Annotated in this window: 22 protein-coding genes; 17 read left to right on the top strand and 5 right to left on the bottom strand. The window is 54.1% G+C overall.

The features are described from left to right. The first annotated feature begins 185 nt into the window (after positions 1 to 185). The 4 genes from ACYVGU_RS02150 (at position 186) to ACYVGU_RS02135 (ending at position 4,293) form a co-directional block, all read left to right on the top strand. Positions 186 to 1,754, top strand: a complete 1,569-nt coding sequence (locus ACYVGU_RS02150) for an acyl-CoA carboxylase subunit beta (RefSeq protein WP_460620717.1) — start codon at positions 186 to 188, stop codon at positions 1,752 to 1,754. A gap of 10 nt (positions 1,755 to 1,764) precedes the next feature. Then, positions 1,765 to 2,280 (top strand): GNAT family N-acetyltransferase, encoded by a 516-nt coding sequence (locus tag ACYVGU_RS02145; RefSeq protein WP_460620716.1) that lies wholly within the window; start codon positions 1,765 to 1,767, stop codon positions 2,278 to 2,280. A 39-nt stretch (positions 2,281 to 2,319) separates the two neighbouring features. Beyond that, positions 2,320 to 3,390, top strand: a complete 1,071-nt coding sequence (locus tag ACYVGU_RS02140; RefSeq protein ID WP_460620715.1) for a M42 family metallopeptidase — start codon at positions 2,320 to 2,322, stop codon at positions 3,388 to 3,390. Between the two features lie 96 nt (positions 3,391 to 3,486). Beyond that, a complete protein-coding gene (locus tag ACYVGU_RS02135) occupies positions 3,487 to 4,293 on the top strand; it encodes a TroA family protein (protein ID WP_460620714.1) in 807 nt (268 codons plus the stop codon). A gap of 80 nt (positions 4,294 to 4,373) precedes the next feature. Here the strand turns inward: ACYVGU_RS02135 and ACYVGU_RS02130 are convergent, their stop codons facing one another. Both ACYVGU_RS02130 and aroB read right to left on the bottom strand, forming a co-directional pair. Beyond that, positions 4,374 to 5,459 carry a 3-phosphoshikimate 1-carboxyvinyltransferase gene (locus ACYVGU_RS02130; RefSeq protein ID WP_460620713.1) on the bottom strand — a complete coding sequence of 362 codons (1,086 nt, stop codon included), beginning with the start codon at positions 5,457 to 5,459 and terminating at the stop codon, positions 4,374 to 4,376. A 283-nt stretch (positions 5,460 to 5,742) separates the two neighbouring features. Beyond that, entirely contained in the window at positions 5,743 to 6,783 is a 1,041-nt protein-coding gene (aroB, locus tag ACYVGU_RS02125; protein ID WP_460620712.1) for a 3-dehydroquinate synthase, read from the bottom strand. A 125-nt stretch (positions 6,784 to 6,908) separates the two neighbouring features. Between aroB and ACYVGU_RS02120 the strand changes: the two genes are divergently transcribed. From ACYVGU_RS02120 to lysS, 7 genes are all read left to right on the top strand, one after another. Then, positions 6,909 to 7,364: a hypothetical protein gene (locus ACYVGU_RS02120; RefSeq protein WP_460620711.1), complete on the top strand. Its 456-nt coding sequence runs from the start codon at positions 6,909 to 6,911 to the stop codon at positions 7,362 to 7,364. A gap of 281 nt (positions 7,365 to 7,645) precedes the next feature. After that, complete coding sequence (locus ACYVGU_RS02115) at positions 7,646 to 8,839, top strand: proline dehydrogenase family protein (RefSeq protein WP_460620710.1); 1,194 nt, start codon at positions 7,646 to 7,648, stop codon at positions 8,837 to 8,839. A gap of 120 nt (positions 8,840 to 8,959) precedes the next feature. Further along, a complete protein-coding gene (locus ACYVGU_RS02110) occupies positions 8,960 to 9,328 on the top strand; it encodes a hypothetical protein (protein ID WP_460620709.1) in 369 nt (122 codons plus the stop codon). 190 nt (positions 9,329 to 9,518) lie between these two features. After that, complete coding sequence (locus tag ACYVGU_RS02105) at positions 9,519 to 10,376, top strand: hypothetical protein (protein ID WP_460620708.1); 858 nt, start codon at positions 9,519 to 9,521, stop codon at positions 10,374 to 10,376. Between the two features lie 328 nt (positions 10,377 to 10,704). Then, positions 10,705 to 12,852, top strand: coding sequence for a carboxy terminal-processing peptidase (locus tag ACYVGU_RS02100; protein ID WP_460612713.1), 2,148 nt, complete (start codon positions 10,705 to 10,707; stop codon positions 12,850 to 12,852). A gap of 240 nt (positions 12,853 to 13,092) precedes the next feature. Continuing rightward, the gene (locus ACYVGU_RS02095) at positions 13,093 to 14,130 is read left to right on the top strand and encodes a hypothetical protein (RefSeq protein WP_460612714.1); all 1,038 of its coding nucleotides are present in this window, start codon (positions 13,093 to 13,095) and stop codon (positions 14,128 to 14,130) included. A gap of 215 nt (positions 14,131 to 14,345) precedes the next feature. Then, positions 14,346 to 15,908 (top strand): lysine--tRNA ligase, encoded by a 1,563-nt coding sequence (lysS, locus tag ACYVGU_RS02090; RefSeq protein WP_460620707.1) that lies wholly within the window; start codon positions 14,346 to 14,348, stop codon positions 15,906 to 15,908. Between the two features lie 688 nt (positions 15,909 to 16,596). On the opposite strand, the gene ACYVGU_RS02085 is transcribed toward lysS, so the two are convergent. Further along, positions 16,597 to 16,956, bottom strand: coding sequence for a YtxH domain-containing protein (locus ACYVGU_RS02085; protein ID WP_460620706.1), 360 nt, complete (start codon positions 16,954 to 16,956; stop codon positions 16,597 to 16,599). Positions 16,957 to 17,144: 188 nt separating this feature from the next. Next, a complete protein-coding gene (locus ACYVGU_RS02080; RefSeq protein ID WP_460612717.1) occupies positions 17,145 to 17,579 on the bottom strand; it encodes a CsbD family protein in 435 nt (144 codons plus the stop codon). 258 nt (positions 17,580 to 17,837) lie between these two features. On the opposite strand from ACYVGU_RS02080, the gene ACYVGU_RS02075 reads away from it, so the two are divergent. The 6 genes from ACYVGU_RS02075 to ACYVGU_RS02050 all read left to right on the top strand — a co-directional run bounded on the left by ACYVGU_RS02075 (position 17,838) and on the right by ACYVGU_RS02050 (position 22,575). Further along, a complete protein-coding gene (locus ACYVGU_RS02075) occupies positions 17,838 to 18,071 on the top strand; it encodes a Kazal-type serine protease inhibitor family protein (protein WP_460620705.1) in 234 nt (77 codons plus the stop codon). 95 nt (positions 18,072 to 18,166) lie between these two features. Beyond that, positions 18,167 to 18,538 (top strand): cupin domain-containing protein, encoded by a 372-nt coding sequence (locus ACYVGU_RS02070; protein ID WP_460612719.1) that lies wholly within the window; start codon positions 18,167 to 18,169, stop codon positions 18,536 to 18,538. Between the two features lie 222 nt (positions 18,539 to 18,760). Next, on the top strand, positions 18,761 to 19,621 hold the full coding sequence (locus tag ACYVGU_RS02065) for a dienelactone hydrolase family protein (RefSeq protein ID WP_460620704.1): 861 nt from the start codon (positions 18,761 to 18,763) through the stop codon (positions 19,619 to 19,621). Positions 19,622 to 19,658: 37 nt separating this feature from the next. Further along, on the top strand, positions 19,659 to 19,916 hold the full coding sequence (locus ACYVGU_RS02060; protein WP_460620703.1) for a hypothetical protein: 258 nt from the start codon (positions 19,659 to 19,661) through the stop codon (positions 19,914 to 19,916). A 125-nt stretch (positions 19,917 to 20,041) separates the two neighbouring features. Beyond that, positions 20,042 to 20,653 (top strand): hypothetical protein, encoded by a 612-nt coding sequence (locus ACYVGU_RS02055; RefSeq protein ID WP_460620702.1) that lies wholly within the window; start codon positions 20,042 to 20,044, stop codon positions 20,651 to 20,653. 467 nt (positions 20,654 to 21,120) lie between these two features. Further along, complete coding sequence (locus ACYVGU_RS02050) at positions 21,121 to 22,575, top strand: carbohydrate-binding protein (protein ID WP_460620701.1); 1,455 nt, start codon at positions 21,121 to 21,123, stop codon at positions 22,573 to 22,575. A 79-nt stretch (positions 22,576 to 22,654) separates the two neighbouring features. On the opposite strand, the gene ACYVGU_RS02045 is transcribed toward ACYVGU_RS02050, so the two are convergent. Then, positions 22,655 to 24,232: a M28 family metallopeptidase gene (locus ACYVGU_RS02045; protein ID WP_460620700.1), complete on the bottom strand. Its 1,578-nt coding sequence runs from the start codon at positions 24,230 to 24,232 to the stop codon at positions 22,655 to 22,657. Between the last annotated feature and the right edge of the window lie 150 nt (positions 24,233 to 24,382).

The following is a 24,382-nucleotide window of genomic DNA, read 5'->3' as shown; positions in this document are numbered from 1 at the left end:
TTTTTGTGTTTTAGCTCATCCTATTTCTTGGCAGAAACGAAGCAGAAGGACCTTTCCTCTTTTTGCTAAGCTTTACATGCTTGATCTGCGAGGCCCCGAATTCTGGTGCGGCTTTTCTTTATCGGTACGTTACCTTTGGCTTCCTGACCTAAGTAGCTACATTGACCTCCCTTTAAGCCCACCCAATGTCTGACCCGCACGCTGAAGCCCAACTAAGCAAACTCGAAGTTCTCGACCGCAAAAACCAGGAAGCCTTACTAGGGGGCGGCCAGGCCCGAATCGATGCCCAACATAAAAAAGGCAAGCTTACGGCCCGTGAGCGGGTGGACTTGCTTCTAGATGAAGGCTCGTTCGAGGAAATAGGGAAGTTTGTAATGCACCGCTCCAAGGACTTCGGCTTGGACAAGGAGTACTACCTAGGCGACGGGGTAGTAACTGGCTACGGCACCGTAAATGGTCGTTTGGTGTATGTTTTCTCACAAGATTTCACGGTGTTTGGCGGCTCGCTCAGCGAAACGCACGCCGAGAAAATTGTGAAGATCATGGACCTAGCCATGAAGAATGGCGCGCCGGTTATAGGTCTCAACGATTCAGGCGGAGCCCGGATTCAGGAAGGGGTAGTAAGCCTAGGCGGATATGCCGATATCTTCTACAAAAACACCTTGGCCTCCGGAGTAGTACCGCAGCTATCGGCAATTATGGGCCCGTGCGCCGGTGGTGCGGTGTACTCGCCCGCCATTACCGACTTCATTCTGATGGTAGAAGACACGAGCTACATGTTCGTGACGGGTCCGAACGTAGTGAAGACGGTAACGCATGAAAATGTGACCAGTGAAGAGCTAGGCGGCGCCAGCACTCACTCGGCTAAAAGCGGTGTAACGCACTTTAGCTGCGCCAACGAGGTAGCATGCATCAACCACCTGAAGGCGCTGTTGAGCTACATGCCCCAAAACTGCGAGGAAACGGCTCCGGCTTTGCCTTACGAGGCCGGCCAGGACGAGTCGCGCGCGGTGTTGGATACCATTATCCCTGAAAACCCCAATCAGCCCTACGATATGCGGGAGGTGATTGAGGGCATTATTGATGCGGATTCGTTTCTGGAAGTACACCAGAACTTTGCTGAGAATATTGTGGTAGGCTTTGCTCGCCTGGGTGGACGCAGCATCGGAATCGTAGGTAACCAGCCGGCTGTGTTGGCTGGCGTGCTGGACATCAATGCCAGCACCAAAGCCGCTCGCTTCGTACGGTTCTGCGACTCGTTTAATATTCCGTTGCTGGTGCTGGAAGACGTGCCTGGTTTCCTGCCTGGCACCGACCAGGAATGGCGTGGCATTATCACGAATGGTGCGAAGCTACTGTATGCTTTCTGCGAAGCTACCGTACCGCGTATCACCGTCATTACCCGCAAAGCCTACGGCGGTGCCTATGACGTAATGAACTCCAAGCACATTGGGGCCGATATGAACTACGCTTGGCCAACAGCCGAAATTGCGGTGATGGGCGCTAAGGGTGCCGCTGAAATCATCTTTAAGCGTGAAATAGCGCAGGCCGAGGACCCCGAAGCCAAGCTGCAGGAGAAAGTAGATGAGTATCAGCAAAAATTTGCTACCCCCTACCGCGCGGCGCATCGTGGCTTCGTAGATGAAGTAATCCTGCCGTCGCAGACGCGCCAAAAGCTCATCCGGGCGTTCAAAATGCTCGAAAACAAAGTGGATACCCTGCCACGTAAGAAGCACGGAAATATTCCGCTCTAGTACCGCTTCCATGCCTATCCAGATTCGCCCGTCTACCCTTCAGGACGCTCCGGCTATTCAGAGCCTCTACCAACGAGTGTCGCGCGAATCTGGTGGCTTGGCCCGGCAGCCAGAAGAAATTACAGCTGACTATGTAGCGCATTTCTTGGGTCGCAGTTTGGCGCACGGGGTAGGGCTAGTGGCTGAGCAGGATGGGCAGCTGGTGGCCGAAATCCACGTGTACTCCTCTGGCCTGAAAATATTTGCGCACGTGCTCGGCGACCTGACGGTTGCCAATGACGCCGCTGCGCAGGGCCAAGACTTGGGCCGCCGGCTTTTTACGGAGCTACTAGCCCAAGTACAACACCGGTTTCCGCAGGTTACGCGGGTAGAGCTACTGGTTCGGGAAAGTAACACCCGCGCCATTGCGCTATACGAAAAGCTGGGTTTCCGGCAGGAAGGTCGCTTTACGGGCCGTGTAGCCGGAGCGCAAGGACTAGAAGCTGACATCCCGAAGGCCTGGCTCGCGGCAGCTAGCGCCCAGTAGTTATTTTTTGATTCTCTTACCTTTTTGAGCCATTCGTGTATGCGCCAAGAATCATTCGACTTCCTTCAGAAATACCTCAATAACCCTTCTCCTACCGGTTTTGAGAAAGAAGGCCAACAACTGTGGCTGGAATACATCAAACCATACATTGACGAGTACTTCGTGGACACGTACGGCACGGTAGTGGGGGTAGTAAATCCGGAGGCCAAGTACAAGGTGGTGATTGAGGCGCACGCCGATGAAATCAGCTACTTCGTTAACTACATCACCAAGGAAGGCTACCTCTATTTGCGCAAGAATGGTGGCTCTGACCCCTTGGTGGCGCCTAGCAAGCGCGTGAACATTCACACCAAAAAAGGCATTGTAAAAGCCGTTTTCGGGTGGCCCGCTATCCACGTGCGCAAGGTAGAGCAAGATAAAGCGCCTACTATAGAAACAGTGTTCCTGGATTGCGGCGCTTCCAGCAAGGAAGAAGTGGAGGAAATGGGCATCCATGTAGGCTCCGTCGTGACGTTTGAGGACGAATTCACGGTGCTCAACGACAAATTTTATGTGGGCCGGGCGCTCGACAACCGCATTGGTGGTTTCATGATTGCGGAGGTAGCCCGGATGCTGAAGGAGAATAATAAAACCCTTCCCTTTGGCCTTTACATCGTGAATGCAGTGCAGGAAGAAATAGGCCTGCGCGGCGCCGAGATGATTGCCCACCGCATCCAGCCCGATGTGGCTATCATTACCGATGTGATTCATGATACGCAGGCGCCCATGTACGAGAAGAAAACCTCCGGCGACCTGCACTGCGGCAAAGGCCCTGTTATTACCTACGGCCCAGCCGTGCAAAACAACCTGCGCGACCTGATTATCGAAACGGCCACAAGCTCAGAGATTCCTTTCCAGCGCGCCGCCGCCACCCGCGCTACCGGCACCGATACGGACGCCTTTGCGTACTCCAACGCGGGCGTAGCTTCGGCCCTGATTTCGCTACCTCTCAAGTACATGCATACCACCGTGGAAACGGTGCACAAAGACGACGTTGAGAACGTAACCAAGCTCATCTACGAGTGCCTGCTCCGTATTGAAGACGGCCACGATTTCCGGTACTTCTCGTAAGACTTTACGGTTTACCCAAGCCTAGCAAAAGGCCTTGCCAGCGTGCGTTGCGTTGGGCAAGGCCTTTTTTAGTTCGGATGCTTTACTTTGCTTTCTATGGATCTGCCTCCTATTCCTAGCCTTCCGCTTACTGTTACGGATCAAATGAACCGCCGTGTGGCCGTTCCGTTTCCGCCGCGGCGTATTGTGTCACTGGTACCTTCCCAGACGGAGTTGCTCTATGATTTGGGGCTAGCAGAGCAGGTAGTGGGCGTCACGAAGTTTTGTATCCATCCGGCAGAAGCTCGTTCTCATGCAGCTGTTATTGGTGGTACCAAAAACTTCCACTTCGAGCAGATTGCCGAGTTGAAACCAGACCTGATTATTGGCAACAAGGAAGAAAACTACCAGGAAGGCATAGAGCAGCTAGCAGACATGTTTCCTGTCTGGATGAGTGATATCACGACCCTTGACGATTCACTGGACATGATTCGGCGGGTGGGGTTTATCATGGGGCGTAAGGACGCAGCAGAACAAATGGCCACCAGCATAGCAACCTCCTTCGCGGAGCTTACCACACCAGCTGAGATGACAACTGCGGCATACTTCATCTGGCGTAAGCCTTATATGGTGGCAGCGGGCGGCACGTTTATTACCGATATGCTGGCGCGAGCTGGTTTTTCCAACGTATTCGGCCACCTCGGACGCTACCCCGAAGTTACGGCTGAACTGCTGCAAGCCGCTATGCCCCAGCAGATTTTGCTTTCTTCAGAGCCCTATCCATTCAGCCAAAAACACCTAGCCGAGTTTCAGGCGCTTTGTCCGGAAGCTACTGTGCGGGTGGTAGACGGCGAGTTGTTCAGTTGGTACGGCAGTAGGCTGCGCCACTCAGCGGTGTATTTCCAAGAGTTGCAACAACACTAGGCTTTTATAACCCGAAAGCCTACTCACTCTGGTATCGAGTAAGTAGGCTTTCAGGTTTTGCATTGTTAATCAGCTTTTTATTACTGCACTTCGAACCCCACCTTTTGCAGTTCTTGCCAAAACTGCGGGTACGATTTGCGCACCACCTGAGGCGCCTCGATGGTTAGGGCGCCGCGCAGGGCTAGTGGAGCAAAGGCCATAGCCATGCGGTGGTCGTGGTAGGTAGCCACGTGCTGGCCCTGTACCTGAAAGTTTGCGGCCCCAACTATAAACCGACCTTCGCCCGCATCAGTAAGGGAGCCGCCAAACTTCGCCAGCTCCGCCTGAAGCGCGGCAATGCGGTCCGTTTCCTTGATGCGCAGGCTTTCCAGGCCGGTCATTTCGGTGGGCACTCCTAACGCGGCGGCAACCACGGCTACCGTTTGGGCTAGGTCGGGGCAGTCGGTGAAGTCTTGCGTGAGTGAAGTAGCCGGCGGAATTTGGGTAAGGCGCACCGCTTCATCAGCCAAAAACTCGGTTTGCACACCCAGCTTCTCCATAATCCCGACGATGGCTTGGTCGCCCTGCCAGGAGTAGCGGCGCAAGGTGGGCAGCGTGAGATGGGAGCCCGCAGGTGCCAACGCCACCATCGCATACCAATAGCTGGCCGCCGACCAGTCACCTTCCACGGTGTAGTCGGTAGGCTGATAGGCCTGCGGGCGCACCTCCAGCACTTCGCCCAGGTCGCGGCACTCAGCCCCAAAGTGCTGCATCAGCGCCTGCGTCATCCGGATATAGGGGCGGGATCCTACCTTACCGGTCAGCCACACGCGCAGGCCATGAGGCAAAGTGGGGCCCACCATCAGCAAGGCTGAAATGTACTGGCTGCTGATGTCGCCGCGCACGGTTAGTTCGGCAAAATCATCAGTTTCAGTGGCGGGCTGGGGCGTACGGCCATCGAGGCGCAGCGGTGGGTAGCCCTCTTCGCCAGTATACTCAATGCGGGCACCTAGCTGGCAGAGTGCATCAACTAGCACAGCGATAGGGCGCTCTTTCATGCGTGCCGTGCCCGTGAGCTGGGTTTGGCGGCCGGTCATGGCGAGATAAGCTGTGAGAAAGCGCATCACCGTACCAGCATCTTCGGCGTCGAAAAGCGGCGCGGCCGGGTTTTGCAGCAGGCGCTGCATGAGTTGCGTATCGTTGGCGTCGGAAAGGTTGTGCAGCTCTCCGCCGCCGGCCAGCGCCTGAATAATCAGGGCTCGGTTGCTTTCGCTTTTCGAGGCAGGAACCTGCGCCGTGCCCCGCAGTGGGCCAGTTGGCCAGGCAATAGTTACAGAAGTATTAATGGCACTTCAGGCTTGCAGGGCGCAGCTCCAGCCCGCCCTTCGTGAAAAATACGCTACCCCTCTGCCCACTTCAAACCGGCCAGAGGGGTAGCAAACAGAGCTGGAGCTCCGTTTCATGAAGTTGCTACAAACGGTGGTAATACCGCAACGACTCCGCAATTTCCTCTACCGTTACCGGCTGATCATATACCCCCTGGCCAATGGCTTCTAACAGTGTACACTGTATGGTATTGCCGGAGTTTTTCTTGTCTTGGCGCGCAAAATCGGCAATAGCATTGGCTTCCAAGGTCACAAACTGCACTTTCTCATAGATCGAAAACAGGAACGTTTCAATCCGGTCCAGCTCGTCGGCGCTCAGCAGCCCTTTATGGTGGCTTAGCCACGCTTCGCAAACCATACCGGCCGCCACGGCCTCACCGTGTAGTATTTCGCGCCCGGGCTGTAGCAACAGATAGCTTTCCAGGGCGTGCCCTACCGTGTGGCCGAAGTTGAGCAGCTTGCGCAGTCCGCTTTCCAGGGGGTCCTGCTCTACAATCCGTTGCTTCAGCGCCACCGAGGCCTCAATAATCGGCGTCCAGTCCTCCACCATCACCCCAATGTTCCGGTTTTCGATGAAAGCCTGGGCATCAGCAATAAGCCAGTGCTTTACCACCTCTGCGTAGCCTGATTTAAGCTGGCGGGGGTCAAGCGTAGCCAGAAAGCGAGGGTCGATGCAAACAGCGGCGGGCTCCTGAAAAACGCCAATTTGGTTTTTGAAGCCCATAAAATCGACGCCGGTTTTGCCCCCGATGCTGGCATCAACCTGAGCTAGCAAGGTGGTAGGCACCTGCACAAACCGGATGCCACGCTTATACAAGGATGCGCAGAAACCACCTAGGTCGGTAACCACGCCTCCGCCTACGTTTACCAGCACAGCGTGCCGATCAGCTCGGGCTTCGGTTAACCGCGTCCATACGGCCTCGCACGTGTCCAGGTTTTTGTATTCCTCGCCGGCTGGGAACTCCACCAAGGTATAGCCGGCTGGAAGGAATTTTTCTAACAAAGGCACACACTGGCGGGCCGTGGTAGAATCAGCTAGCACAACTACCTGACTTACAGCCGGCCGCAGCAGCAAATCGGCTAGTTCAGACAGCGCATTGAATCCTATAAACAGGTTTTTGTTCAAAATTATCTGAGTTTAAAAAATTTTTTGGCCCAACCTTTGCAAGAAATCGGACAAAAATAGCTTGATTTGATGCAACTATAGCACCCAGCTTCAGCCCACACAATGCAACTTACTTCTATTCTATTATGACTTCCTTTAATCGTGGCGTATTCGTCATGACAGTATCGGGTATCGGGTTACTATGTGGGGCTTGCAACCGCGAGTCCTTGCCTACGGCAGAAGAAAAACTAGTTGGGCGTTGGGAATGGCAGCAAACCACTGCCAGCAGCCAACACCTACTCACCCCAACAAACACGGGCCATCGGGTAGAAGTTGAATTCGACCGTCGGGGCCGCGCCCGGTTTTATCAGGATGGCAGCCTAGTAAGTGCCGCCGTATTCTCAGTTCGGCGCGTTAAAGGCGGCTTAGGCGAGCCTTCTCGCCATGTCATTATATACCGAGGCTATCAAAGCAACCAGTTCTACTCCTTATCAGGCAACCGCTTGCGCTTGCAGGATGCGAGTGGTAAGCTTTCAGAGCATACGTATACGCGGGTAGTCCCGGAAGTGTCGGCCCAGCTGCCTACCACCAAGCCTTACTAACCACAGCCAGCTACTACCCAATGCGGCTGGTTCAATACATGAAAACCCTTGCAGAATGAGTAAACACTCTTTCCGCAAGGGTTTCTTATTTCAGATGGGCTAGTGCCCTGGAGATTTGGGCAGATAAAGTAGCATTATAGCACATCAGCACTGATAAGGCAGAGGATATCAGCGCCCAGCAATGCCTAGCAGGTGGCGCAACTATACTGCCTAAAAGAATGTTTACCGGCTATCTTTGTGGCGGCAACTCACCACCCATTGCCGTTCAAACCTTCCACCCGATGCCTGAAACTCAAGCCCCGCCCGTTTCCTTCGAAGATACCGCCGTTGCCTTCGCCTCCAAGTCTGATGGGGAGTTGCGCAAAATGTATGCGCTCTTTGCTGCCATGAACAACAATTCGTTGGTCAAGACCGGCGGAGGGCTCATGAAAGCGGCGCTGAAGTGGCACCTGCCTGGCTCCAAGTTCATTATCAAAAACTCTATTTTCAGCCAGTTCTGCGGGGGCGAATCCATTCAGGAGTGCTTGCCCGTTATTAAGGAGCTAGGCCGCTACCACATCGGAACCATTCTGGATTACTCCGTGGAAGGCGAGGGCAACGACAAAAGCTTCGACGCCACCACCACCGAAATTCTTGCTACCATTGACCTGGCGCACCGCTCTCAGAACATTCCGTTTTCGGTGTTCAAAGTAACGGGCGTTGGTGATGCCGTTATTCTGGAAAAGGTGCAGGCCGGCAAGCCCCTTACGGTGGCCGAGCAGGAAAGCTTCGAGCGGACAAAAAAGCGCGTTAACGCTATTTGTGCCCGGGCACACCAGTACGGTGTGCGGGTTTTCATTGATGCAGAAGAGAGCTGGTTCCAGGAAACCATTGATCAGCTGGCATATGCCATGATGCAGCGCTACAACCGTGAGTCGGCTATTGTCTGGAACACGTACCAACTGTATCGTCATGATCGGCTCGATGCAATCCAGAAGGCTTGCGCCGATGCGGAAGCCGATGGATATTACCTAGGCGGCAAGTTGGTACGGGGCGCTTACATGGAAAAGGAAGGCCGGGTAGCCGCGCAACAAAGCCGCCAAAACCCTATCAACTCCAGCAAGCAAGCCACCGATGATCTGTACAATGAGGCGCTTCGGTATTGTGTAGCGCACGTTGACCGCATCAGTATTTGCGCCGGCACTCACAATGAGGCAAGCTCCTTGCTGCTCACGGAGCTAATGCAAAAGCAGGGACTGCGGGCCAACGATCCGCGTATCTGGTTTGCCCAGCTATATGGCATGAGCGACAACCTGAGCTATAACCTGGCAAATGCCGGCTACAACACCGCTAAATATGTACCCTATGGCCCGGTAGAAGCAGTAATGCCCTATCTGCTGCGCCGTGCCGACGAAAACACGGCTATTGCCGGCCAAAGCAGCCGGGAGTTTCTACTCATTAAGAAAGAAATGGAGCGCCGGAAGGTCCGTCCGTAAATCATATTTAGCTGAGCGGCATAGTTTTGGTTAGCATGAGCCCGTTGCTTCGGTTTGTATCCGAGGCAGCGGGTGTTTTTTTTATTACATTCCGCTTTCGTTCCCTCTATTGCCCCTCACATGACCGGCCGAGTACGCAGCCATCTTATCCGTTTTGCCCGCACACAGGTAGGCACTACCAGCTACCTCAACCTAGTACAGGAGGCCGAGTTGGGCTTTAACCTGGAAATTTCTCACGAGAAAGCCCGGCTAAACGAAATCCTCGCTGAGATTTCCGAAAACGAGTACCAAGCGGGTCGTCCTATTCTGAGCTGTTTGGTAAAAGTGGAAGGATCCAAAGGGCAAGGCGACAACTTTTATAAGTTGTGCGAGCGGCTGGGCCTAGGCGAATGGAGGACCTTAAAGCAGGAAGAGGATTTCCTTAAGACCATGCGACGAGAATGCCGGGCTTTCTGGAAAGAGGAAGCCAACTATGAACAATTTGGGTAATACCAAAAGCCTGTTGTGGGGCTTATAATGTGAATATTGAATGAATAAAGAGGCTTAAGTCGGAATTTTATTGCAACCCCAGCAAGAGACCTACCGTTAAGCCTTGTGAAACCTCCACCGGACACGTCCTTTCCCTTTCCAGTCCGGCGGGGTGTCTCTCTCCTATCATTCATTCAACCCTCACCCCCACATGAACACCAACGATTCGAACAACCCGACGAACACAGGTACTGGCTCAGGCGCAAATTATGGCACTGGTGCTGCTGGCAGCAATGCAGGTAGCGGCTACAGCGCAGGTACTGGCAGCACGAACTCGAGCGGTAACATGGGTAACTCTAGCACTGGCGACTACTCTAATCAGGGTGGCCTGAGCTCCGATTCAAATCCTCATCATGACCATAGTGCCACGCAAAAAGGTGCAGCCGCCGCTGGTTCGGTTGGTGCAGCCGTAGGTGCTGGCATTGATGCTACTCAAAACGCCGCTGGCGACGCTGCTCGTGCAGTAACTGGCAGCAATACTACTTACGGCTCAGGCAGCAGCCATACCTATGGCACTTTCCGTGACCGTAGCAGCGCTGAGCGTGCATACCAGTCGCTTTCTTCGCGTGGCTATAGCAAAGATGATGTGAACGTGCTGATGTCGGACGACACCCGCAAAGCTCACTTTGGCGAAAACACTCCTGACACTGACCTCGGCGACAAAGCTATGGAAGGTGCTGGTGTAGGTTCTGCTATTGGTGGTACTGCTGGTGCTATCATTGGCGCTATAGCTGCCATTGGTACTTCAGTAGCATTGCCCGGCCTTGGCCTCGTAATTGCTGGTCCTATTGCCGCTGCCTTGGCTGGTGCCGGTGCTGGTGGCCTGACGGGTGGCCTAGTAGGTGCCCTCGTAGGTTCAGGTATTCCTGAGGAGCACGCTGCTGAATATGAGTCAGACGTGAAAAATGGCGGTATTGTAATGGGCGTTAAACCCCGTAACGAAGAAGATGCTCGCTATTTCGAAGAAGAATTCCGTCGTCATAACGGCGACAAGGTGCGTCGTTACTAGTAACTAGCAGTGCTTCTTTAAGTATAAAAGGCCCTCCCTATCTTTAGGGAGGGCCTTTTTTATGGTATCAGCTGAAACATAGTTGATGGCTAATTCATTTTTACGTGCGTAATTGCCAGGTACCTACTATATATCCAATTGCTAAGGCAAGGTATATGCAACCTTTCGCCTTATTTTTTCAACCTTAGCTGAAGAATGCGCTTTTAGTTTTGGCACTTATTTAGCTAACAATGGCGTTTTCGTATCAACCGATAGTCTGCCCCCTGCGTAGCCTATCTTACAGGCGCTAGCCTAGCTCAGAATTTCCCTCATCTCATTTCGATTATTCATGTCTTCCCCCCGACTAAAGATAGGCCTATATGCCTCGGTGTTGCTGGCGGTGTTTGTGCTGGCTTCCTATAAGCTGTACCGGCGCAACGACGGCCGTTCCCCCCAGAAGGATGAAGTCCTGATAAAGGCCATGCTCCAGGGCCTAAGCGCGGCCCACTATCAGCCAGAGCGTATTGATGATGCCTTCTCCAAGCGGGTGTTTGATCTGTACCTCAAGCGTGTTGATGGCAGCAAGAAGTTTTTGCTTCAGTCTGATGTAGAGCAGCTCCGCAAGTACCAGAATGATATTGATAACCAGGTGCAGCGCGGCACGCATGAGTTCCTGGATCTGAGCACGCAGCTGATGCAGCAGCGGGTAAAGGATATTCAGACGCTGTATCGGGATATTCTGTCGAAGCCGTTCGACTTCACTACGGAGGAAAGCTTCGAAACAGAGCCTGACAAAACCAACTTTGCCGCCAATGCAGCAGCACAGCGCGAAGAGTGGCGCAAGTTTCTGAAATACCAGACGATGGTCCGGGTTTCGGAAATGATGGACGAGCAGGCCAAGAAGAAGGATAAGCCGCTGGCTTCAACTTCGGCTACCCCTTCGCCCGCTACCACCTCCGAGCCAATGCGTACTCCGGAGCAAATGGAAGCAGAGGCACGCAAGCGTGTAATGAAGTATTTTGATGAGTACTTCAAAGATCTGCAGCAGTCAGATGCCAACGACCGGTTGGCTATGTATGCTAATACCATTGCTAACACCTATGACCCCCACACGGAGTACTTCGCACCTCGCGATAAGGAAACGTTTGATATCGCCATGACGGGCCGCTTCGAGGGTATTGGTGCATCGTTGCAGGAGAAAGATGGCCAGATTAAGGTTTCTGACATTATCCCAGGTAGCGCATCATACCGCCAAGGCGAGTTGAAAGCCGGCGATATCATTATGCGTGTAGCACAGGGTGCTGATGAGCCGGTTTCTATTGAAGGTATGCGCTTGGATAAGGCTGTGTCGCTGATCAAAGGCAAGAAAGGCACTGAAGTACGCCTAACGGTAAAAAAGCCGGATGCCAGCACGAAAATCATTTCGATTATCCGGGATGTAGTAGTAATTGAAGAAACCTACGCACAGTCGGCTACTATTCAGGATGGTGGCAAAAAGCTGGGTTACATTAAGCTGCCTAACTTCTATGCCGACTTCAACGATAACGGTGGTCGTAGCTCGGCCGCTGACGTGAAGAAGGAACTGGAGAAGCTGAAAGCTGAAAACGTGCAGGGCGTAGTACTTGACCTGCGCTTTAATGGTGGTGGCTCTTTGCAGGACGCCGTAGAAATGGCGGGTCTGTTTGTAGAGAGCGGCCCGGTAGTGCAGGTACGCGGCGGCCAAGGCCCCGCTACCATCCTCAACGACCGTGACCCCCGCATTCAGTACGGCGGCCCGCTGGTGGTGCTAGTAAACAAGTACAGTGCCTCGGCCTCCGAAATTCTGGCTGCGGCTATTCAGGACTATAAGCGTGGCGTAGTAATGGGCTCAGCCAGCACCTATGGCAAAGGCACGGTACAGCGCATCTTCGACCTGGATGAAGCCATGCCGGCTGAGTTCAACAGCATCAAGCCTTTTGGTTCGCTGAAGCTGACTACCCAGAAGTTTTACCGCATCAATGGTGGCTCAACTCAGTTTAAGGGTGTAATTCCGGATATCATTCTGCCCGATGCTTACAGCTATTTGGATCAGGGTGAAAAGGAGACTGACTACCCCTTGAAGTGGGATGAAATTACGCCGGCTCGCTACCGTTCTTATAACGGTGCTCCAGCTATCGATAAGCTTCGCCAAGCTAGCATCGCTCGTGTAAACGCCAGCCCTAGCTTTAAGCAGCTTTCCGGTATGGTACAGCGCATGGTAAAGCGTAAGGACGACACCAAAGTATCGTTGCAGTTGGCTAACTACCGCGCTGAGCAAGCACAGGCTAAGGTAGAGTCGGATAAATACGAAACTATCCAGAATGCGGCTCAGGCTATGGCTATTGCTCCTTTGACGACGGACCTGCGCCAGTTAGGTGCTGATACCATTAAGGTGAACCGTGCCTCGCGCTTTGTGAAGCCTTTGAAGAAGGATATCACGTTGCGTGAAGCCGTAGCAGTACTGCAAGACCAAATTTAAGATCTGCGCGTACCGCTTCCGAATAGGTTTAAGCCTCCGCCCTACCTAGGGACGGAGGCTTTTTCTTGCCCGTTATATTCACGCAATTTCCTTTAGTAAATCGACCTAAAAAACACCCCGTATTTACAACCATTTTTCCTCATACAACTTTCTGATTATCAGCATATTAATTACGATGCATATTTGCCCAATATTTTTAGCAAATATGAACTCAATTCTTAGTAACTTGGTTTACTAAGCATGACAACGATGAACATGGAAACGAACATCATTCCACTCGTTACGGACGAGCAGAAACAGGCAGAGGAAATCTGGCGCAAATCGATTCCGGCCCAGGTGTTTCTCAACTACTTCTTCGCTATTAACTATCACATTCAGGAAGGTGATGATGCCATGGGTGGCTTACAGCACCTGCCGTTCTTCCGGGCACATCAGGCTGAGCTTGCAGAGACGGACATTCAGGCCATCAGCAAAATGCTGCATGCCTCCTGGAGCACAGAGTACGCGCTTCGCTCTACCGCTGAGCTAGGCGACGAAGACTACCTGCGCAATGCCTTGCACTGGACGTTCCCACAGGCTCACCATACCATTATGGCTGGCTTGCAGGCGTTCCTTTACACGGCGGGCGTACGCAGCAATAACCCTTCGCTTATCAACCGGGAGGTGGGCCGCTTAGTAGTGCGCAATGCCTATCCGCGTCCGGTTTCGTTTTATGCGGCTGGCGCGTACGGCGACTTTAGCATTCACCGCTTGCCCCTAGCGGGCTACAAGGCGGGGCTACATATTGCCAGCAAGGAAATTGATGCTCAGGCCCAGATTGGTCAGTTCTTGCGCACTACCCGCAAGATGAAGGCCCAGTGGACTAGGCAGCAAGTACAGGCCAACCCCAACACGGCCCTGCGTAGCCAGAAGACCGGCAAGGTGCTGGACAAATGGACGGCTTCGCATTGGCAGCAGATTACGTGGCGCTTAGGCTATACCACCATCTTCGACCTATTGGGCCGCCTGCGTATCTCGCAAACCAGCCGCGAGATTGAGCGCTACGTGGAAGCCGAGATTGACTTCAAGCTTTTCCACCAGTCGCTGCTCAATATTGTGAGCTACCTCAACGGCATTCATGAAACCTACGTGGCGAAAGCTGTAGGCCTTGAGCGCTACCAGCAGCTAGTACAAGAGCTGCCTAAGCACCTGCAGAACTCGTTTGTGCAGGAACGCCTACACACCCGCGTTGAGCCTCAGCTCCGCGACAACGAACCGACCATGCGAATGGCGGCCTAAGTCACCTGATCTTTTTTGTAGTCTTACTGCATATACACGTAAGCGCTGGCCCTTTGGGCTGGCGCTTTTTGTTTGCCTATATGGCTACTACCCTCCTATTCGGGCCCAACCATCCAACTCTTCGTTGGTTTATGCAAATAAGTGTGTGAGCCGCGCTATTTTTGCAGCTTGACTTGACCAGCCCCACGCGGGCTTTGTTTTTACCCCCTCGCACTATGCATCACCTCAGCGAACAGGAGATAATCCGTCGTAATAAACTGGAAGAGCTCCAGAAGCTCGGCATTGAGCCGTATCCGTCCGAGTTATTCGACGTGAACTTCTACGCCCAGGAAATTCTCGATAACTACCACCCTGAGCTCAATAACTTCCAGGATGTAAGCCTGGCGGGCCGGCTGATGTCGATTCGGGTAAAAGGGAAAGCCTCGTTTGCGGAATTGCAGGATGCCTCGGGCCGAATTCAGCTCTATATCAACCGCGACGAAATCTGCCCCGGCGAAGACAAAGAGCTTTATAACACCGTGTTCAAGAAGCTGGTAGACCTAGGCGACTTTGTGGGCGTGAAAGGCCACATCTTCAAGACGATGGTAGGCGAAACCTCGGTGCACGTAACCGGCTTTACGCTGCTGAGCAAGAGCCTGCGCCCATTGCCGGTCGTAAAAGAGCGTACAGATGAGACCACGGGTGAGAAAATCACCTACGACGCCTTCACGGACCCCGAGCAGCGCTACCGTCAGCGCTACGTGGATTTGGTGGTGAACCCGCACGTGCGCGACGCATTTGTGAAGCGGACGCAGCTGGTGCAGGCCATGCGCAATTACTTGAACGACAAAGGCTACCTGGAGGTGGAAACGCCCATCCTGCAGCCCTTGTATGGTGGTGCAGCGGCACGCCCATTCAAAACGCACCACAACACGCTGGACATGACGCTGTACCTGCGCATTGCCAACGAGCTGTACCTGAAGCGCCTGATTGTGGGTGGCTTTGATGGCGTGTACGAATTCTCGAAGGACTTCCGCAACGAGGGCATGAGCCGGTTCCACAACCCGGAGTTCACTCAGATGGAGCTGTACGTAGCCTACAAAGACTACTACTGGATGATGGACCTGGTAGAAGAAATGGTGGAGCGCGTGGCCCTGGCCCTGCACGGTAAAACCGAAGTGCAGGTCGGCGACAACCTCATCAACTTCCAGCGCCCCTGGAAGCGCTTCACCATGGCTGAGTCTATTGAGCATTTCACGGGCTTCAACATTGACGGCAAGAGCGAAGACGAACTGCGCGCGGCGGCCAAAGAGCTGAAAGTAGGCCTCGACCCAAGCATGGGCAAAGCTAAAATCATCGACGAAATTTTTGGGGAGCACGTTGAGCCCAAGCTTATTCAGCCCACCTTCATTACCGATTACCCCGTAGAGATGTCGCCGCTGGCTAAAAAGCACCGCAGCAAGCCTGGCTTGGTAGAGCGCTTTGAGGCCATCTGCAACGGTAAGGAAATCTGCAATGCCTTCTCGGAGCTGAATGACCCCATCGACCAGCGTGCCCGGTTTGAGGACCAGTTGGAGCTAGGGAAGCGCGGCGATACGGAAGCCATGGTGCTCGATGAGGACTTCCTGCGCGCCCTGGAGTACGGCATGCCCCCTACTGCCGGCCTTGGTATTGGCATCGACCGTCTGAGCATGATTATGACCAACTCCAACTCCATTCAGGATGTGCTCTTCTTCCCGCAAATGAAGCCAGAGTACAGCAAGTCGGAGAACGCACCGCACCCCGACGCAAACGCGTAAATCACGGATTGAACCGTATTTTTCGGATTACACGGATTCCTTAGTCAATCCAACGTACAAAAAAGGGACACGCAGAATAGCGTGTCCCTTTTTTATTTAAGCAAGATCCGGGCAATCCAAAAAATCGGGTTCTATCCATGAGTAAAATCAGAAAGCCTCCCGCTGATTGAATAGCGGGAGGCTTTCTTTTATAACTGACGATAAATAATTCCGTTGAATAGCCTTTGCCTGAAGAAGCTTGCGATGGGCATGTACGATTTTACTACCTCGGTTTGTTAACCATTCCGTGGTAGAAGCTCTACAGCCGGCAATTTTACGACAGGTGCTTATCCAACTTCTTGTAAGTCGGTTATGATAGCTTTAACGCAGTAACAGACCTAGGGTTACAAAGCCAAGATGTTTTTTTGACAGACAGCTCTGGCAGTAAAAAAAGAAAGCCTCTCGCTAAAAAAAGTGCGAGAGGCTTTCCCTAAATACAATTGGCTTACCCTTCCGATTGGGGTGTGCAGAAGAAATGTGCGATGGACATCGTTCGATTTTACTGACGGGTTGTTTGACCAGATCCTATCAGAAGCTCAACGCGTCGGCAATTTTACTTGCTACAACTTCTCCAACCTTCTTACAAGCCGATTGTATGTTCTTTAACGGCAGCCTAGTGAGGAGGTTACACAATTTGCGAAAAAATTTCTCAGGCTTTGTACCCTGGAAAATGACGGGTGTCGCCGCCCATTCCATCGTAGTCGGAATCCACGTCGGAGTTGGTCGACACTTCGTAGGCGGAGTCACTGAGTGAATTCAGCAGGCTGTCGGCCGCTGAGCGGTCGGTGTGCAGCTGGTCGGAAAGTGGGGCTTCGGCTTTCAGAGAGCCTAGGCGGGCCTGGCCTTCTTTCACCAGCTTATTCAGCCCGTCGCCCCATTTCGATGCTGACTTTTTGAGGTTCGAGCGGGTTTCGTCGCCGGTCTCAGGCGCCAGCAGCAGACCTGCTACAATACCAGCCGTGGCGCCAGCCAGCAGCGAGAGAATTACTTTGCCTTTCGTGTCTTGCATGTGACGGAACAAGTTAGGGTGAGAGTAGAACCAACCGGCTGCGCACCGGGCTAGTAGGTAACGCGAAAAGTATAGAGTTGTTTGGATACTTGAGGCGCCTAGGTAGCGAAGTAAGCCCAACCGCAGGACAACAAAAATCCCCCACCTTCAAGGAAGGCAGGGGATTTGAAAAGTAAGCTGGAAGTAGCTTACAGGTCGTTCAGCATTTTAACTACTTCGTGCTTGGCTTTGCCGAGCTTGTTCTGCAGGCGGCCTACGAGCTCGTCGCCCTGGCCTTCAGCGTACTCCAAGTCTTCGTCGGTGAGCTGCGCATACTGCTGCTTCAGCTTGCCTTTCGACTCGTTCCAGTCACCTTTCAGTTTCAGTTTAGAGCCGGGAGGCGTGATGCCCATATCTTCCAGCTTCTCGATATAGCCTTTGAACTTCGAGTCGAGGTCTTCGCCATATTTAGAGAGCTGCTCGCCCAGCTGGCCGCTGTACTTAGTAGCAGCCGAGCCCAGCTTTTCGCGGGTAGCTTTGCCTTTATCAGGAGCCATCAGCAGGCCCGCAATGATACCAGCGCCAGCACCGGCCAAAGCAGCGAGAAGGATTTTTCCGGAGTTGTCTTCTTCGTGGTATGACATAATTCTTGGGGAGAGAAGGAATGAAAAAAATAGGGTTCAATGAGTTCGGTACTTGTTACCCGGCGCAACCAGCTGGCTCCTTCTAAGGTGAGCAGTGGGCCCCGGATATGGGCAGCTATACGAAGGCGTGCGGCCCGGGTTTTGTACGAAAGTAAAAATTAGCGAACTAAAATATTCTGCCACTTCCACGTATTCGGTGCGGGTTGCCGTATTTTGACAGCTAGTAGTTGCCTTATCTTGCTCCTTTCCCTGTTTTCCATGATGAAAAAAGCTTTTCTGCTCGGAACGCTGCCCCTGTTGCTAGCGGCCTGCCAACAGGCTACCCCTCCCACGGCCCAAAAGCCATGCATTGATGCCAGCAAGATCCGGAAGGATGCCATGTGCACCATGCAATATGACCCCGTGTGCGGCTGCGACGGCAAAGTGTACGGCAACGCCTGCCAGGCCACCAATGCCGGCGTAACTAGTTTCGTGAAGGGCGAGTGTAAGTAAACCCTGCCTGGGTTCAGGCCTTTAAGGATAGCGTGTGCTATTACCCCTTCAAAGCCCGTAACCCCACTCATCATCACCCTCTACTCCTTCTTCTGATGTCTGAAAAACGATATTTCCGCCAGCAAAACCCTTTTATTGTTCCTACCACGGATGGCAAGCTCATCGAAGAGCACATTGGGCAGGCCAGCACCGGCACCAGCGAGTATAGCGTGGCGCACATGGTGGCCCCGCCCCACTGGAGCGAACCGCACCAGCGCCCCGAGTTTGACGAGGTAACGATTGTGGTGCGCGGCCGCAAACGGTTTGAGGTAGATGGCGACCTAGTTGAACTGGGCGCCGGCGAGTCGTTGCTTATTAAGGCTGGCGCCCGGGTGCGTTACTCTAACCCGTTTGATGCCGAGTGCGAGTACTGGTCTATCTGTGTGCCGGCATTCAGCCCGGCCACCGTGAACAGAGAAGAGGAATAGCCTAGCCCCTGTTGGCCGCCGAAGTCTGCCGACTAGGTGCTTTGGCGGCCTGAAGCGTCGCTCTACTGAACAACTGTTTTGTGTGTCACTACTGCGCTTTCCCTAGCCCCTGCTTCTGAACAAACTGAGCACGGCCCGGTACTGAGTAGCACCCGGGCCCCCGCCTGACGAACAGGATTCTACCAGCCGGAAAATCTGGAGGACAAATAATAATCTTGATCTATGGACCAGCGCATTATCAACCTCTTCGATGAGTACACCCACGCCCCGCTTTCGCGCAAGGAGTTTCTAGATCGGCTGCTGAAGCTGGCCGGCGGCACGGCCCTCGCCGCCGCTGCCCTGGCGGCGCTAGAGCCCGGCTACGCTACTGCCGCTACTGTTCCCGTTGATAAACAGGATCTGGTAACCGAAGAGGTTACTTGGGTGGGCGAGGCAGGCATCACGATGAAAGGTTACCTAGTGCACCCTAAAGGCAAGAAGAAACGCGGAGCCGTGGTGGTCATCCACGAAAACCGGGGCCTTACGCCGCACATCAAAGACGTAACCCGCCGTGTGGGGCAAGCCGGCTACCTGGCGCTGGGGGTTGATGCGCTGTCGGTGTTTGGGGGCACGCCCGCCAACGAAGACGAAGGCCGCACGCTTATTGGCAAGCTCGATAAGCAGCAGAACCTCAACAACTACTTAGCGGCCCTGCGCTACCTGCGCCAGCGCCCCGACTCCAATGGCAAAACTGGTTGCGTGGGCTTCTGCTGGGGCGGTGCCATGGCCAACAGCCTCGCTACCCACGATGCCCAGCTGAACGCCGCCGTGGCCTACTACGGCACCCAACCGCCCATCGAAGACGTGCCGAACATCAAAGCCAGGCTACTGCTCCACTACGCCGGCCTTGATGAACGCGTGAATGCGGGTAAAGACGCCTACGAAGCGGCCCTCAAAGCCGCGGGCATCCCGTATGAGCAGTATGTGTACGAAGGCGTGAACCATGCCTTCAACAACGACTCCTCCCCGGCCCGCTACAACGCCGAAGCCGCCCAACTGGCCTGGAGCCGAACGCTGAAGTTGTTCAAGCAACAGCTAAGCTAGCGCTCCAGTACACAGTATGCATGATATCTTATTAGTCATGATTATGACTTCGCCGCTGTTGTGGCTGGTAAGTGTGCACCTGCTCCGGAACTGGCAGTATTTCTGGCGCTACTTCTTGTGTAATCTATTGCTACTCATTGGGTACGCCTACATAGTACTGGCAGTGCTTCCATTTGCGAACGATGCATATGGCCTTGGGCGACTATTTGCCGTACTAGGTGCCATTGTGGTTCATACGTTTCTTGGCTTTGGGCTGGCGCTGGCTATTCGCTATGGCCATCGAAGCATGAACTAATGCGAGTCTGACACAGTCATCCTGCCTTTCCTTAAGTAGAATAGTAAGGCGAGGAAGTGTGTAAAGGCAACCACGCTAGATTCGGACTCAGTACGATTTCAATGGTATCACACAATTACTACCCCATGAGTTTTCTAGGAGCTTTGTGCTGCTCTCTGTTGCTTGGCGCGTGCCAGGAGGCGAACACCAAACAAGAGGATGACCTGGTCAACAGAGCAGCACGGATAGAGAAAGCCCAGCGCAAAGCGGCGGCCGCGGCCGAGGAGAACGACGAGTACCTGGAGTGGAACACGGTAACTATTGGCGGCAAGCAGCCCTTGCTTGGCAAAACGCAAGACCTATATCAGGCATTAGGCCAACCCGATAGCCTAGTAAGCCCTAACCTGAATGAGGTATGCACCTCCTTCTACAGCCGGAAGTTTCAGTACGCTCATTTCAAACAAAGCTTGGCGGAAGTGTACGGCGACACGGCCGTGCTGGAGTCCATCGACTTTCGGCACAATCCCGGCCTAGCGCTGCACACGCCTAGCATCACGCTCACGCACAACACCACCATGGCGGAGCTTTCTAAACTATTTCCATTGGCTGTAAAGGCCCAAAACGCCGTGACGGTAGATGGCTTTGGTAAGGTGCGGGCTGTGCGCCTGGCCACCGGCAAAACGCCTGCTGATGATGCATGGCTTCTGTTTTTCGACAAAGGCAAACTAATCCGCATCGACCACTGGATGCCTTGTTAAACAAGGTGCTTTTGCTGTTTTACTAGCCTTCTGGAGAGGGCAAACCCTGGCCGGCCCCGTCCACCCTGCGTGGTATGGAGCCGGCCATTTCATTTGGTCACAGCCGGCTTCACGTGCTAGGGTAAAAAACTTTGGCAATTGACTGGTTTTTCAGTTGTTTTTTAACTGATGCACTAGGGTTAGGCAAGGCCTGCGGGGGAGCCGCAAAAGCAATATATAACACGTTTACTTGGATGTGAGGTAAGCGTATAGCGACGGCTAAAGGCGCGATTTGGGCACTACGCAGGAGCTTGCATTGGCAGAAAAATCACGGATACTTAGCACTCCGCTTTGGCACTGTTAGCATGGTAGTAACGCTTTGCATCAGGCTGAAAGTGGAGTTGCCGGCCTGGCCTTGCTAGCCCCCTCGCTAGCGTAAAGCCCCGGCATCACCCCGCTGCTCTTCTGTCCACCAAAACCCACAACCAATGAAACGAACTTTTACCTCCCTGCTGGGAGCCGCCGCGCTATGGCTGCTAGGCACCGCTCCCGCCCAAGCCCAAACCTACCAGCAAGTATGGGCCGATGAATTCACGAATGGCATTAGCTCCAGCTGGGTGTTTGAAACCGGCGGTGGCGGCTGGGGCAACAACGAAAAGCAGTATTACCAGCGCGCCAACGCTACGGTAGCCAACGGCATCCTGCAGATTACAGCCAAAAAGGAAACCGTAGGCGGCATGCCCTACACCTCCTCGCGCATGAAAACGCAGGGCACAAAGGAGTTTAAATTCGGCAAGATTGAGGCCCGCATGAAGCTGCCCCTGGGCCAGGGCCTGTGGCCGGCCTTCTGGATGCTTGGCAGCAACATCAACACGGTTAGCTGGCCTGCCTGCGGCGAAATTGACGTGATGGAGCACATTAACTCAGAAAACAAGGTGTACGGCACGGTGCACTGGGACAGCAACGGCCACGCCGAGTATGGCGGCAACATTATTACTACGCCCGATGCCTACCACGTGTACACCGTGGAGTGGGAGCCCACCTACATCCGGTGGTTTGTAGATGGCACCAAGTACCACGAAATCAACATCACCAACGGTACCGGCGGCACCGAGGAGTTTCAGCGGCCCTTTTTCCTGCTCCTGAACTTGGCCGTAGCTGGTAACTGGCCGGGCCAAACCGTGGATGAAAGCAAATTGCCTGCTACCATGTACGTCGACTATGTGCGGGTGTATCAGAAATCAGGTACCACCACGCCTGCTCCTACTGCTACCCTCCTTCAGGCCGAAAGCTACAGTGCCATGAACGGCGTTCAACTGGAAACCACCACCGACACCGGCGGGGGCCAAAACGTAGGTTATATTGATGCCGGCGACTGGATGGCGTACAACAACGTAAACTTCCCCGTTTCTGGCACTTACACGCTGGAGTACCGTGTGGCCAGCCCCAGCGGCGGCACCCTTTCCTCTGACTTGAATGCCGGCGCAGTACAGCTCGGCAATACGGCCATTCCGGCTACTGGTGGCTGGCAAAACTGGACCACCGTTTCCAGGAGCGTGTACATCAATGCCGGCACCTACAACTTTGGCGTGTTTGCCCAAACCGGCGGCTGGAATCTGAACTGGATCCGGATTACGCCGCCCGCCAGTGCCAAAACTGCTACCGTTACAGCTACAACCAAACCCCTGCACCGAAAGGACTTGGGCGTTTTTCCGAACCCCTACAAGGCTGGTGAGGCATTGTTTATTGAGCTACCCAACCAGAACCTGGCCAGCCCTTCTCAAGTTGAAATCCTGGATGTGAATGGCAAGCAGGTATGGAACACCACCGCTTTCGGTCCCGAGCTGAAAGTAGAGAAAGACCTGCACCTGAAAAGCGGCGTGTATCTTATTCAGGTAACCAACTCGACAACTAAGTCAGTACAAAAGCTGCTGGTAAACTAGGGGTACTAGCCCATGGTGCACAAAAAAGGCCCCGCTACCGTTGCGGGGCCTTTTCGTGGTTTACGTACCTAGCAAAACACTACATGCGCTGCTCAGGCTTAGCAGCGGGCAGTGGTTTGCGGGGCAGCTTCTGGTCGCGCATGGCCGCCTGATACACAAACGAGGCGACGAGCACTGAAGCCTGCTTAAGGTCGTCGGCGGGCAGGCGCTCGTAGGTGTCCATGTTGGTATGGTGGGTGCGCGTGCCATAGTCCAGGGGGGCCTGAATGAACTGAAAGCCAGGCAGGCCCACGGCATCAAACGAGAGGTGGTCGGTGCCGCCGGTGTTGCGCAGCGTTACGGTGGTAGCGCCTAGGTCGGCGAAGGGCGCCAACCACTCCTGGAAGATGGGGGCCACAGCTTCGTTGCCCTGGGCATAGATGCCCCGGATTTTGCCGGCGCCGTTATCAAGGTTGAAGTAGGCGGCCAGCTTTTCGTGCTCGGGCAGCACCTTCATGGTCGCGGGGTCAGCGAAGTGGTTTTTCACGTAGTTACGCGAGCCAAAAAGGCCCTGCTCCTCTTCGCCCCACAACGCAATCCGGATGGTGCGGCGCGGCTGCACGCCCGCAGCCTTCAGTATCCGAACGGCTTCCATCATGATGGCGCAACCAGCCGCGTTGTCCGTAGCGCCAGTAGCAGCATGCCACGAGTCGAGGTGGCCGCCCAGCATTACTACTTCACTTTTCAGCTTCTTATCAGTGCCCGGAATTTCGGCTACCACGTTGTAGCCCTTCAGGTCTTTGTCCTGAAAACGGGTGCGAGACTCCAACTCAATTTCTACCGGAATGCCCGCTTCGGAGAGGCGAATGAGGCGCAGCTGGTCTTCGGGCGCCATTTCCAGCTCGGGAAGCACGGGCTTGGCATCGGCGGCGTAGGGCGCACCGTTGCTGGTGAAGAAAGTGCCATCGGAACCACCGCGGGTGGTGCTCAGAATAGCCGCTGCGCCTTCGCTCATCAGCATTTCTGACATTTTGGTGCGCAAGGCCAGCATGGTGCGGCGAGCGGCCATGCGCTGCTCCATTTCGGCAGCATTGGGCTGAGCCGCCGTAGCTTCCGGCTTGTAGTCGGCCATTTTCTTCAGCTCGTCGTCGGTGTAGCGTTTGGCGTCGGGCTCGAAGCTGGGTTTGGGTGGGTTGGCCACATCCATCAGCACAATTTTGTCGCGCAGCTGGCCTTTGTATTTGTCCAGATCGGCTTCCGTAGTAACTTTCACCACAACTACCTGCTTTTTGAGGGCGCCATTGGTGCTCGGCGTCCAGGCTTTAGGAGCGCCAATGAGCGTGTGGTAATACGGCGCCGTCATGGCCACATACGACTTCTCGATATCCCAGCCCCGGCCGAACGTGCCCCAGGGCTCAATAGCAGCTTTGGTGAGGCCCCAGCTCGTGAGCTGCTTCTGCGTCCATTGGTTGGCCCGGTTCAAGCCATCGGAATTAGCCAGGCGCGGACCGCATACATCTGTCAGGTAAAAAGCCGTTTCCATTACTTTGGAGCGGTTTAGGCCTTCGTCCTTGATTTTGGCCAGCATAGCGGGGTCGGCTTTGGTGCCCTGTTGGGCAAGTGCCGGCGCAGCAACCACGAGGCCACTGGCCAGCGCGAGAAGTCGGAGTGTATTCATGCAAGGATTGGTTGGAATGAAAATGCTTCGGAAGATAAAGTACCTGAAGTTAGCGCGGCGTTGCGCCACCACAGTTAGGTTCAGCTTAAAATGTAATACTAGCCCTTCCTCGCGGGCAAACCTCCCAGAAGCAGAGGCTCGTTTTCTTTC

The sequence above is a fragment of the Hymenobacter tenuis genome, from assembly GCF_054780495.1.
The sequence above is the reverse complement of the archived record's forward strand: the minus strand, read 5'-3'. Positions and strand labels throughout refer to the sequence as shown.